The sequence below is a fragment of the Paenibacillus sp. CH40 genome (assembly GCF_024213605.1).
Classification (GTDB): Bacteria; Bacillota; Bacilli; order Paenibacillales; family Paenibacillaceae; genus Paenibacillus; species Paenibacillus polymyxa_B.
In genome coordinates, this window is record NZ_JANAVQ010000001.1 from 396,148 (window position 1) to 408,956 (window position 12,809).

At 43.6% G+C, this 12,809-nt stretch carries 11 protein-coding genes and 1 pseudogene; 8 read left to right on the top strand and 4 right to left on the bottom strand.

What is annotated here, in order from left to right; translation table 11 throughout:
* Positions 1-51 precede the first annotated feature (51 nt).
* Positions 52-753: an RNA polymerase sporulation sigma factor SigK gene (sigK, locus tag NLX73_RS01735; RefSeq protein WP_013311218.1), complete on the top strand. Its 702-nt coding sequence runs from the start codon at positions 52-54 to the stop codon at positions 751-753.
* Between the two features lie 326 nt (positions 754-1,079).
* Here sigK and NLX73_RS01740 read toward each other — a convergent pair whose 3' ends face one another.
* Both NLX73_RS01740 and NLX73_RS01745 read right to left on the bottom strand, forming a co-directional pair.
* Entirely contained in the window at positions 1,080-2,054 is a 975-nt protein-coding gene (locus tag NLX73_RS01740; protein WP_254325219.1) for an alpha/beta hydrolase, read from the bottom strand.
* A complete protein-coding gene (locus NLX73_RS01745) occupies positions 2,051-2,680 on the bottom strand; it encodes a TetR/AcrR family transcriptional regulator (RefSeq protein WP_061830394.1) in 630 nt (209 codons plus the stop codon). Before NLX73_RS01745 ends, NLX73_RS01740 begins: the two co-directional genes overlap by 4 nt.
* A 188-nt stretch (positions 2,681-2,868) precedes the next feature.
* Here NLX73_RS01745 and NLX73_RS01750 point away from each other — a divergent pair.
* Both NLX73_RS01750 and NLX73_RS01755 read left to right on the top strand, forming a co-directional pair.
* A pseudogene (locus NLX73_RS01750) lies at positions 2,869-3,014 on the top strand (sigma factor); the annotation flags it as partial.
* Between the two features lie 173 nt (positions 3,015-3,187).
* A complete protein-coding gene (locus NLX73_RS01755) occupies positions 3,188-3,649 on the top strand; it encodes a 2-thiouracil desulfurase family protein (RefSeq protein ID WP_061830393.1) in 462 nt (153 codons plus the stop codon).
* 103 nt (positions 3,650-3,752) lie between these two features.
* On the opposite strand, the gene NLX73_RS01760 is transcribed toward NLX73_RS01755, so the two are convergent.
* Positions 3,753-4,502: a YdcF family protein gene (locus tag NLX73_RS01760; protein WP_254325220.1), complete on the bottom strand. Its 750-nt coding sequence runs from the start codon at positions 4,500-4,502 to the stop codon at positions 3,753-3,755.
* A 217-nt stretch (positions 4,503-4,719) separates the two neighbouring features.
* Between NLX73_RS01760 and NLX73_RS01765 the strand changes: the two genes are divergently transcribed.
* The 5 genes from NLX73_RS01765 (at position 4,720) to NLX73_RS01785 (ending at position 10,420) form a co-directional block, all read left to right on the top strand.
* Positions 4,720-5,607, top strand: a complete 888-nt coding sequence (locus NLX73_RS01765) for a DMT family transporter (protein WP_104497103.1) — start codon at positions 4,720-4,722, stop codon at positions 5,605-5,607.
* A 242-nt stretch (positions 5,608-5,849) separates the two neighbouring features.
* A complete protein-coding gene (locus NLX73_RS01770) occupies positions 5,850-6,626 on the top strand; it encodes an NAD-dependent epimerase/dehydratase family protein (RefSeq protein ID WP_254325221.1) in 777 nt (258 codons plus the stop codon).
* A 234-nt stretch (positions 6,627-6,860) separates the two neighbouring features.
* Positions 6,861-7,856, top strand: a complete 996-nt coding sequence (locus NLX73_RS01775) for an ABC transporter permease (protein WP_061830390.1) — start codon at positions 6,861-6,863, stop codon at positions 7,854-7,856.
* Positions 7,857-7,874: 18 nt separating this feature from the next.
* Positions 7,875-8,768: a carbohydrate ABC transporter permease gene (locus tag NLX73_RS01780; protein ID WP_061830389.1), complete on the top strand. Its 894-nt coding sequence runs from the start codon at positions 7,875-7,877 to the stop codon at positions 8,766-8,768.
* 110 nt (positions 8,769-8,878) lie between these two features.
* A complete protein-coding gene (locus NLX73_RS01785) occupies positions 8,879-10,420 on the top strand; it encodes an extracellular solute-binding protein (RefSeq protein WP_254325222.1) in 1,542 nt (513 codons plus the stop codon).
* 126 nt (positions 10,421-10,546) lie between these two features.
* Here NLX73_RS01785 and NLX73_RS01790 read toward each other — a convergent pair whose 3' ends face one another.
* Positions 10,547-12,808, bottom strand: coding sequence for an AraC family transcriptional regulator (locus tag NLX73_RS01790; protein ID WP_069290038.1), 2,262 nt, complete (start codon positions 12,806-12,808; stop codon positions 10,547-10,549).
* Position 12,809 lies beyond the last annotated feature (1 nt).

Here is a 12,809-nt window from a genome sequence, read left to right on the forward strand (position 1 = left end):
GGTAAGTAACAAAGGCCGGTAAGTTCGCAACTACCTCAGGAGGTGTCATCCGTGCCCGGACTATTTAGCGCTATCGCTCTGTTCATCAAGGAATTGACGCTGCTCGTTTCCTACGTGAAAAACAACGCCTTTCCGCAGCCATTGACTGAGAAAGAGGAAGCTCGACACCTAAAGCTGTTTGCCGAAGGCAACGCACACTCCCGTAACACACTCATTGAACATAACCTACGGCTGGTGGCCCATATTGTGAAAAAATTCGATAACACCGGCGAAGATTTGGAGGATCTTATATCCATCGGTACCATCGGACTGATCAAGGCCATTGAAAGCTTTCAGACTGGGAAAGGCACCAAGCTGGCAACATTTGCAGCCCGTTGTATAGAAAATGAAATTCTTATGCATTTACGATCCCTAAAAAAAACACGCAAAGACGTATCTCTCCACGATCCTATAGGGACTGATAAGGAAGGCAACGAGATTACTTTGATTGATATCCTCGGCACCGAGGCGGATGATATTGTAGATAAAGTACAGCTCAAAATTGAGAAAAGTAAAATCTATCGCAACCTGGATATTTTAGATGAGCGTGAAAAAGAAGTGGTGATCGGCCGCTTCGGCCTGGAAGCCGGAGGAGAAGAACGAACACAGCGGGAAATTGCACGAGAACTGGGAATTTCGCGCTCGTACGTGTCACGAATCGAAAAGCGCGCGCTGATGAAGTTGTACCATGAGTTTTACAAGCAGAAGGGGTAATGGATAAGGAGATATATGAAGCCGCTTGAGGCCCTTAACAGGGCCTTTTTAGGTCTTTTTCATAATTCAATTACTTGCTTCTTTTCAGAGGTGTGTTTAAATTGCATCCCCCTCTACCATCCAATATTCTTATCTAAGGCTATCTTATAAAAACAACTGCCCCTTTTCGCTTAAATAATAACTATTTTGCTATGTGTTTTCATTTAAAACGCAAATAAAAGCCTGTAGTGGTTTTCTACACTACAGGCTAAAAATGCTTGATATTATTGGGTGTTTATACTTCGTCAGGACAAGTTCCTTCGCTAGTCGGCTCTCTTGGATTGAATTTATTTTCCTACATACTCATCCAAAAAGCGATCTACTCTTTTGAAATACTCAGTGGGGTAATGGTTGATGGCATCGATGTGCTCCGTATTTTGCGGGTACCATACTTCTGCTTTTGGGTTATCTTTTAAGGACTCGTAAATAATTTCTGTATTTTTATAACTAATTTGCTGATCTCCAGTACCATGAATGAGCATAACTGGCTTGTCTTGCATCTTTTTTACCGCATCCATAGGAGATATGGAATCAAGATCAACCTTAAAGGCCCAATTTGCCATCCATGTCGATGTATAACTGAATGGAAACGCAGGTAAACCTGAAAAGAAGGGCAAACCCTCTCTCAGAAATAGACCAGCATTACGAAAAGGACTATCCGCAATTACGGCTTTGATGTCATCACTTTCACTTGCGGCTAGCAAAGAAGTAGCAGCACCCATTGAAAAGCTGATAACTCCAATCTTATCACCCGTATGGTCTCTGGATTTTAAATAGCTTACAGCTCCTAGCAAATCGTATTTTTCATTGAAGCCCAGTGTAATCAAATCACCATCGGATTTACCTTGTGAGCTGAGGTCAAATGCCAATACATTGTAGCCTTTCGGAACGAAATGCTCTACTAACTTTTGGGTCCGCCCTTTGACTAAACGATTGCTCGTATATCCATGGACGACAATAATTGTCTTATTGCTTGCTTTACCAGAAAGACCACTTGCAGGAAAGAAGGAACCTCTAATCGTATTATCATTTTTCAAACTCTTGAACTCGACCTCTTCGTAGGGAGTTTTATCGATATTCAATCCGTAGCTGACATTAGTATCTCTAGGATGGTGCAACAAGGTGTCTACTACTTTATAAGATATAAAAAATACAAGAGCCATTACAAGCAAAAGCACGATCCCTAGGCTCCATAAAATTTTCCTTCGTTTTTTCACACGAACGTTAAATGTCAGCTCGGGTTGTAATGATGCCTGACTCATTCAGACTCCTCCAGTTTTTCTTTAGGTTGTATGGGGGCGAACAAATAAAAGGCATGCCCCTTCAGATTTTCCCACTCGGGATGATGAATAATACTTTCTCCAAGAGTTAAGCCCACTCCATTTAAGAAAGAGATATAGGCACGAGAGATCATTGCTGGAGAAAAGCTTTTGTTGAATTCTCCCATTAACTGTCCCTTGGCATAGACGCATTCGATCGCATCTGTCATTACCTTTATACTTTCAAGGACCTTCTGTGTAAGTTCAGGGAATCTTATTCGTTGCCCTAAGACAGATTGAACAAGCCGCAATTCATTTATATAGAAGTAGATATGGTTGAATTGTTCTGCCACCATGTTCTTAATCAATACACCCGGCGTCCCCTCTTGTTGTAGACAAGCAAGCGATTTAACCTGAATATCAGCAAGCGGCTCAAGGACAGCGGCGTAGTATAAAGCTTCTTTGCTGGGGAAATATTGAAAAATGGTTCCAGGAGTCACTCCCACACTCTGCGCAATGATAGCCGTTGTGGTATTAGAATATCCACTTTCTGCGAACAGGACAACAGCTTCTTCTAGGATACGTTTACGCCGCTCCAGTCTTTTTTCTTCATTGATGGGTCTTGCCAAATGTATTCCCCTCTCTTTAAACTAAACTTTATTAATTAAATAATTGATTATTTAATTAATAATATATCTTAAATTACGACTTATAGCAAGAGTGAATTTATCTTACTTGCGAGCAGGATGAACCTTAACAAATAAAAAACCAACATGCGCCTCAGGCTTGTTTTTATCAGGTTATTTTGGATGAATACATTGAAAGCTTTCGAACCGGGAAAGGCACCAAGCTGGCAACATTTGCAGCCCGTTGTATAGAAAATGAGATCCTGATGCATTTACGTTCCCTGAAAAAACACACAAAGACGTATCTATCCGCGATCCTATAGGGACTGATAAGGAAGTCACGAATTGAAAAGCGCGATCATGATTACGATTATGTCATCAGCTGGAAGAATATCCTTACGGAACGCGGACGTAGTGGCGAGTCAAAATTTTCGTACGATGACTCTACTAGAAAATTTGTTTATACTTTAACTACTTAATAGTGAATGCAATGGATATGAGGTGGAACTAATGATTCTGGTAAGTTCGTGTTTGGCGGGCATGAAGGTACGATATAACGGGACGGATAGCCTGGATGTACATATTCAGAAGTTGGTAGAGGAAAAGAAAGCTGTGACGATCTGTCCTGAGCTTTTGGGGGGCTTTGTGACTCCGAGAGAGCCTGCTGAGATTGTTGGAGGGACAGGCGAGGATGTGCTGAACGGCACAGCTAAGGTGGTCGAGTTCTCAGGCAACGATGTTAGCGATATGTACATTAGAGGTGCGTATGAAGCCTTGAATATAGCCAGAGAGGTTAACGCAACACTTGTTGTTTTAAAAGAAAACAGCCCGTCCTGCGGATCAGCAGCAATATATAATGGGTCATTCGAAAATCGTAAAATAGCAGGTAACGGGGTAACCTCGGCTTTGTTAAAAAAGGAAGGCTTTAAGGTCATATCGGAAGAACAAATATCAGATATTTTCTTGGATTAGAATATGTAAGGGTAGATCAAGCGCCTTGCTAGCTTACAGGCTTATACCTGCGAGCGCAAGACGCTTGTTTGTGCTATGTGCCGCTATACGATTAGACATCACATTATTTAAGCTTTAATGCAAGAATTCCTAGGTATTCCTTGAGGGCTGTTCCGGTTGTAGACATGGCCCCAGCAGACGGCGAGAGCTTGCCAGCATACAGTGACAGCTTTTCACTTGCCAGATAGTCGGTAGGATAAGCTATGACCTGCATGCCTGCACGCTGAAATTCCAGTGCAGCACGTGGCATATGGAAAGCGGAGGTCACCAGAACAGGTCTAGTGAGTTGATGTTTTCCCAAAATTTGCGATGTATATACGGCATTTTGCTGTGTGTTCAAGGAACGGTTTTCGATCAGGATATCCTTTGCCGGAATACCGAGTCCTAGCAGCTGCCTTTGCGCAATATTCGCTTCATTTCCACTGTCTCCAAACACTTGCCCGCCGGAAAAAAGAATGGGTAAGCCTGTTGCTTCGTGCAATCTGGCCGCAGTGAGCAGTCGATTGGCTGCAGATCCTAGCAGATTGCCTTGTCCATTGATGTCGGGGGTTCCCTGTGTGGCTCCGCCCCCAAGCACGACAATGACATCGCCTTGAACGGTACGGGGTTGTGGGTACTGTTTTTCCAGGCTACTGATTAACAAATCACCAGCCAAATTGGTCGAGGAAACGTACAGCAGCAATGTGACAAGAAGCAGTACGACCGCAGGTATACGTGCCCTTTTCCATAGCCAGATCACGAGCCCTGCCATCACGAGGATGAACAAACCGGGAGGGAGCACAAAGCTGTACAAAAATTTGATGATATAAATCAAGTGCAGACAACCTCCTATCCTTATAAGCTTTATAACTCTTTTTGGTATATTGTAACATAGGCAAATGACTGGATTCCTCTGTCCGAAGACATACCTCGATGAACAAGCGGGCATGAAAGGTGGAGCTTTCCAATACATATTTTTTGTTTGATAAAGTTGTTCTGTAGGCGTAGTATATAAAGTCTAGTGATTTTTTTCATAGAGGAGCGATAGCGTCATGGGAGAGTTAACGACAGCCAAGCGGATGATGATGATCGCGCTACTGGTTGTATTGTGGGGCATTTCTTGGCCCATTTATAAAGTGGCATTGGAATTCACACCTCCATTGTTGTTTGCAGGGCTACGTACACTGCTGGGCGGTCTGCTATTAGGAGCAATTTTAGTACCGAGATGGAATCGCATTCGTTGGAAAGAAAATTGGCGGGTGTATGCTATTTCAGGTATTTTTAACGTGGTACTGTTTTATGGCCTGCAAACAGTGGGACTGATGTACGTCCCCTCCGGCTTGTTTTCTGTGCTGGTATATCTCCAGCCTGTGCTGGTCGGTATTTTTGCATGGATGTGGCTGGGAGAAGCGATGTCCAGACTCAAGGTGATTGGATTGATCATCGGATTTTTGGGCGTTGCAGCTGTCAGTGTGGGCGGATTTTCAGGGCATGTGGCTGTGGCAGGTGTAATCATCGCCATTATTACTGCCGTGAGCTGGGCATTGGGAACGGTATATGTGAAAAAGGTAAACCAGCGTGTGGATTCGCTGTGGCTGGTTGCATTTCAATGTACACTGGGAGGCATCGTGCTGACGGGAGCTGGAACGGTGACGGAAAGCTGGTCAGATATCGTATGGAATGTCCCGTATGTGTCAGGGCTGATATTCGGCACGGTGCTGGGAATTTCACTATCCTGGCTGCTGTATTTCACGCTGGTCAATTCGGGGGATGCCAGTAAGGTCGCTTCCTATACGTTTTTGGTGCCTGTGATTTCAGTATTTGTCAGCTCGTTGGTGCTGGGCGAAGCGATTACGGCTTTCCTGCTTATCGGGTTGATCTTAATCGGGCTTAGCATTTATTTGGTTAATCGCAGAGCGAGAGTAGTACGACAAGCTTGAGCGTAGTAGTTGAAACAAAGAAATTGAAAGATAGAACTCGAAACATAGAATCTGAAACAAAGTAACAACAAGGGACTCTTGCACAATAGCAGGGTCCCTTTTTATATGCCGACAGGTGACACAGTTAAGTGGGTTATGACATACCGAAATCGAGAGTTTAAGGGGTTTCCTCCCTGGGGAGTTGGTTAAAATTATGATATGGATGACAGCATACAACCAAGCTAAGAAGGGAGATGCGGACGATGGCACGAAAATTATTGATTACAGGTGCGGCAGGAACAATTGGGAAAGTATTGTATGAAGGGCTACAAGCGGAAGGTAAATATGAAATAACCGCTGCTGATGTGAAGAGCGATGAAGAGGCAGGGATTGTGGAAATGGATATACATGATGCTGCACGACTGGATGAGCTGACGCGTGGAGTGGATACGGTACTGCATTTTGCATGGATCAAGGATGAAGGGGATTTTCTCGGCAAAGTGCTGTCTGGCAATGTAAGCGGAGCCTACAAGCTGTATGAAGCTGCGGTCAAAAATGGGGTAAAACGCATTGTTTTTGCCAGTTCCAATCATGCCACAGGGTTTTATAAAGTAGGCGAAAGTATAGATGTAAAAGATCCCTACCGACCAGACAGTTTTTATGGATTGAGTAAGTGTTACATTGAACTGTTGGGACGGCTGTATGCCGATCAGGGCAAAATATCTTCAATGAATATCCGTATCGGAAATTTTCCTGGGGATGATCGGCCCCATTCGGAGCGCGCCGCTCATATTTGGATTTCCGAGCGCGATATGATCCGTCTGACCGTCTGCTGTATCGAAGCTCGTCCGGAGATGAGTTATCTTAATTTGTACGGTACATCAGCCAATACGGATAATTATTATGACATTGGCTACTTGGAAGAACTAATCGGATATAAGCCGCAGGATAATGCCGCTGAGCTGCTGGAGCAGGCCAAGAAAATCGGATTTCGGGTGAAACAGGATGAAACCACTTTTCAGGGTGGACAAAAGGAATAGAGTAGATCGTTCAAATATGCTTTGTGAATGGGCTCAAGGCGTCGATCAGGCGCCTCATATTACATAAAACTTCACAAATATCCGAATTGTTCACTCCTCCGGACACTCCTTTGTTCATGAAGCATAAGAGGCTTCACTTTTCATTTTGAATGCGCTTACATAAAATACAGTTATACGGCGGCGGTGCTACAAACCTTGCTGTCGGTAACGTACACAGAGGGGGAGTGACTCACATTGAATCAGCCTATGCCCAAAAATTCTGCAATGCTTGCAACGGATTCCCGCCTGAACGGTAAGAGGCTGGGAACGGGTAGAAAACACGGTTTTTTCTATGAACTGTTCCGCAATCGGGTATTATTTTTGATGTTGTTGCCCACTTTAATTTTTTTCTTCATTAATTCCTACATTCCTATGGTGGGTATTTATTATGCATTTACCCAGTTCGACTTCAATACCAGCCTGTTTGATGCCAAGTTCGTCGGACTCCAAAATTTTCGCTTTCTATGGCAATCCGGCACGCTGACAAAACTGACATTGAATACGGTCGGATACAACGCAGCGTTTATTTTACTTGGCAACGTGTTAGCGATTGTTCTCGCTATTTTGCTGAATGAGCTGCGAGGCCGCTACTTTAAAAAGATCGCTCAATCCGTGATGTTCCTGCCTTATTTTGTTTCTTTCGTTATTCTAAGTGTCATCGTGTATAACATATTTAATTATGATAATGGTTTTCTGAATACGCTGTTGCTGCAATTTGGTGGTGAACGCGTGGATGTATACAACAAACCGTGGGTATGGATTTTCCTGATTATCCTGTTCTATTTATGGAAAAATCTCGGCTACAGTATGGTGATCTATCTGGCAGCAATTACAGGGATCAGTGACGAATATTATGAGGCAGCTAAAATGGATGGAGCCAACATTTTTCAACGAATCTGGTACATTACCGTTCCGATGCTTAAATCGACATTCGTTGTGCTGCTGTTGTTTGCGCTTGGTAGTATTATGAAAGGACAATTTGATCTTTTCTATCAATTAATCGGCAACAATGGGGTGCTGTACAATACGACGGATATTTTGGACACTTATGTGTACCGTTCCTTGAAAGTGACTTTTGATGTGGGTATGGCTTCGGCAGCAGGCGTGTACCAATCCTTGTTCGGTTTTGTACTGATCATGACCGTGAACTACATCATCCGTAAGTTGAACGACGAATATGCCTTATTCTAGAAAGGAGGACCCAAACGGATGGCAATCAAAGAGGATGTATACACTCGAATTTTTAAAATCATCTCTTATGTGATTATCATTATTGCTTCCATTGCTTGTTTACTCCCGTTCCTACTTATTATTTCGGCTTCACTGACCAGTAATGAATCGATTATCAGGGATGGATATCACTTTATACCACAACAATTCTCACTGGAAGGTTACCGGACGGTGTTCACCTTTCCTGAAGAGGTGTTAAGGGCGTATGGGGTGACAATTTTTACCACGGTTGTAGGCACGACGTTGGGCCTGTTCCTGATGACGATGGCAGGATATGTGCTGGCACGCAAAGATTTTAAATACCGCAATGCGTTTTCATTCTATATTTACTTTACGACGCTGTTCGGAGGCGGGTTGGTGCCTTGGTACATCATGCTGACGAAGTATTTAGGATTGCTTGATACGTATACAGTGCTTATTTTCCCGGGATTGATGACTCCGTTTCTGATCATTTTGATGAAAAACTTCATTCGTTCTTCCATGCCGGAAGAACTGTTCGAGTCCGCTAAAATTGACGGTGCGGGTGATTTTAAAATTTACTATCGAATTGTGCTGCCTTTATCTACACCGGGTATTGCCACTGTGGGGCTGTTTCTGGCCTTGGCTTACTGGAATGACTGGTTCTCATCCTCACTCTTTATTAACGATCCGCATAAATACCAGTTGCAATATTATCTGTATAATGTAATTAACTCCATGCAATTTATCGCTCAAATGGGTGCAGGTACTGGTGTGTCTCTTTCCAATGATATGCCGACCGAATCGACCAAAATGGCAATGGCGATCGTGGTTACTGGACCCATTTTGCTGCTGTACCCGTTCATTCAGCGTTACTTTGTTAAGGGGCTGACCATAGGCGCGGTAAAAGGCTGAAGCGGCACTAAAGGGCTTTGATGGCATAACGTGCTGACGGTATGCCATCAAAGCAGCAATTTTTGTAAGCGTTTTAATAAACAGACTACCATTTCAAAGGGAGGATTCACATGACATTCACAAAGAAAAGAAAACAACGCATGTCCATCCTGATTGCAGTAATGGTCATCATGGCGCTATTAGCCGGATGTGGAGGCGGTAGCGGAAACAGCGCACAAAAAGCAAATGGAGAGGATGATAAATCCCAAAAAGTTCAGCTGCAATTTTATATGCTGGGGGATGCTCCTAAGGATCTGTCTATCATTGAGGCAGAGATTAATAAATTGGCGGAAAAAGATCTGAATGCCACCGTCAAATTTAACTATACGACGTGGACAGACTGGGATCAAAAATATAAGCTGTTATTGTCTTCGGGTCAGCCTATCGACCTGATATTCACTGCAGATTGGACGCAGTATCAGGCCTATGCCAAGAAGGGCGCATTCCTGCCGCTAGACGATCTGCTGCCTAAGGCTGCACCTGCCTTGCAAAAATTTGTACCTCAGGACATGTGGGATGGAGTTAAAATCGGAGGCAAAATTTATACCGTGCCTGGCACGTATAAAGAGTATGTCACTAACGGTTTTGTATGGCGTGAGGATTTACGAGAGAAGTACAATTTGCCTAAACCGACAGATATCAAAAGTTACGAGGCTTATATGGATGGGATACGTCAGCATGAGCCAAATATGAAAACCGTATCTCTGAACAGCGATATCAAGGGAAATCTGCATGACCGATATACCGAATTAGTAACGAAGAGTGTTGGTGCCTTGCCTTATGGCATTGGTATTAAATATGAAAAACCAACAGAAGTTTATAAATATTGGGGCTCGGATGAACAAAAGGAAGAGCTGAACACTTACAAACGCTGGGCCGATAAAGGATTCATTCCCAAAAATGTATTAAACGTAAAAGATACGCTTCAGGATCAAGTGACTTCTGGTAAAGCAGCGAGTATTTTCGGTGATAATCCAACCCGGTTTAATGATATGGTCATTAAGCTCAAAGCATCTCACCCGGACTGGAAGCTCGAGTATTACCCATTCCCTTTGACGACAGGTTATGCAACTCCAGTGCATCCGATTCACAACGGCTTTGCAATTCCAAAAAGCAGCCCAAATCCGGCGCGCGCATTGGCTTTTTATGAAAAGCTTGTGACGGACAAACGCTATAACTTGCTCACGCAATATGGTATTGAAGGCAAAAACTATGAAGTCAAAGATGGTTACTACCATATGATAGGTAGCGGCAGTTCTAATGGATTTTCACGCGAAGGTATGAACAGTTGGGCTTGGCGTAATCCGGAATACATGCTGTTTGATTCTGGCTTTGACCGTGTGAAGAAAATTTTTGCCGAGCTGGATAAAATCCAGAAGCCTGACCTGTTTACCGGCTTTGCAGAGGACTACACAACCTACCAAGCAGAAAAAGCAGCTCTAGAACAGGTTGAGAAGCAATATCTGTATCCGCTCCAAGCTGGACTGATCGACAATGTAGATCAAGGCTTGCAGACCTTCTTGCAAAAGGCAAATCAAGCTGGTTTGGAGAAAATCCAAACCGAATATACAAAACAATGGGAAGCTTACGTAAAGGAGAAGGGTATTAAATAAAACATAAAGAATTGTGATAAAGAATAAAGCAAGTCTCCAGAAAGTTGGAGGCTAGCTTTTTTAATGTCAGTTTATGTTTTTGGGAGCAATGTTCCGTTCTCAGAGCTGTCGTGTAGAGCAGTCTACTTATTGCGCATTTGCTTTAGAACGACGAAAATCTGTCGGTGTTACGCCCAAGCTACGCTTGAACATGCGATGGAAATAAGAGCTACTCGCAAATCCGGTTTGTTCTGCTACGTCAGCTACAGACCAGTCGGTCTGTTCCAGCAGCTCACAGGCCTTGCGAATACGGAGTTGTTGGATGACGTCCACGATGGTAGACATGGTCTGCTGCTTATATAGCCTGCTGACATAGATCGGCGACATATCCAGCTCTTCCGCAATCTGATTGAGACAAAAATTGGGATCCGTATAGGCTTGCTCTATTCGTTCATTGATTTGCCGCACCAATCGTTCCTGCTTCGTGTTTCGTTTTTCCGATAGACTGGAGCGAATATGATCAAAGACCAATTGATAATGATCAATAAGATTCTCAGCGGTCTCTAACCGATCTGCGGATGGTAATTCAGGTTTAGTTTCTATAGCAAATCCATTGAGCTCACTGATATGCCGAACAGCATTATTCACACTCATGATGAGCCGGGATATTGCCACTTGAACGGAGGAAAACGGATATTTTTCCATATGCATCAACAATTCTTTGAACATACTGTGTGCATCCTCCGTATGACCAGACAGCAGCGTATCCAGCATTTTTTTCTCTTTATCGGCTGGATATACGTAAGTATTTTGGATATCCTCGTCTGTAGTGTTTTGCGCATTAATAATGCAGCCATGCCCCTGAAAAAATCGGTGCATAGATGCGTCTTGTACCTGGCGGTACAGCAAATGCAGCCGTTCTGGTTGACTTGTGATGGCACTGTAAGTCAGTGAAACGCTCAGCTTCAAATATTCAAAGCAAGCTTCACGTATTTGGCGTAATAAGGTTTCTAGCAGTACAGTGTCTGTATGCTCTGCGGGATCGAGAATGTTAAGCATCAGCAGTACACTGTCCTCATCCATATCAACGGTCTCCACCCGGTACGTTTGTCCGCATATTTCAGAAGCAATGTTCATGATTGCAAACTTATAGGGTAGCAGATCAGGTCCACGTTCGCTTTGCCATCGGGTATATTCATCTATGCGCAGCAGCACAAGGCGGTAGTCTTTGTCGAACTGGAACGTAATCCCAAGCTCACGTAATCGTTCCGGTTCTTCACCGGCAGGAAGATTTCGGATTCCTCGGATCACATTCCGTAAAATGTTTTGCCGGATTGTGTACATGCTGTTTCGTTTCTCCGATTCCAGTGAATTCATATGCACAACAATTTGGCCAATAGGCGTATACAGCATTTTGGATAGCAGCCACGAAGCCACGAATCCTGCCAATGCAATGATGGCGGCTATCAGTAACATCGCATTACGAATAACACTCGCCATTTTGATAACGCTTTCATATGGTGTGACACTAATATACTGCCAACCTAGTCCGTCCGGGGAGGTGTAGGAAATGAGTGATCTTTTACCATGAAAGTCTTCTACAAAATAGCCTGTTTCTTGTTTTTTGACTCTCGTGTGCAACCATAGCTGCTCTTTTTCGTTCAAAGTTTCGTCTGTCAATGTTGTACCAGACAACAGTCTGCCCTGATCGTCTAAAATATAAGCGGTCCCGCCTGAGATTGGATTCGCCGCCATTTCCTTGTTCATCCAGGCCGCCGACACATTCACAATCACAGCCGAATTTATCGCTTCGTTCGAGTTAATTGCGTCATAACATAAATACGTATAGGCTGCGATATCTGGGCTTGCTTGCTCTACTCCAGCTCCAGAGTCTGAGGCCGACAGCAGCGGATACGTGCGTGGAATAGGGGTAAAGGGTTTATAGTCCTGATAATGATCCAGCACGCGAATGATATCTGTATCAGCCAGTTCATGTTTGCTGAATAACCCGTTTTGACCTTGTGAGGACGCAATGTAGAAGGTGCCGCTTTTAGGGTTAAACACGTAGATGGATTCAATATACGGCATGGAGTTAAGATAATTGTTCAATTCGGTCATAGCAGCGGTTACATCATATACATTAGGTTTTGGATAATACAACAACTTGGACAGGGTACTGCTGCGATACATTTGAAATGCCAAAGATTGAGCAATAGATGTCATGTTAATAACTTCTTTGCTTCTCAACGTCAAGCTGTTGTGATTGGCCTCGAATGCCTGCTCCTTTTCCACGCGAATATAGTAAAAATAATACACAGTGGTGGATACCAGCAACGTTAGCGTAATACATAACGTAATGCTGACCAGCAATTTGCTGTGAAGCTTGTGATGCTTTTTGAAATTGCTCATA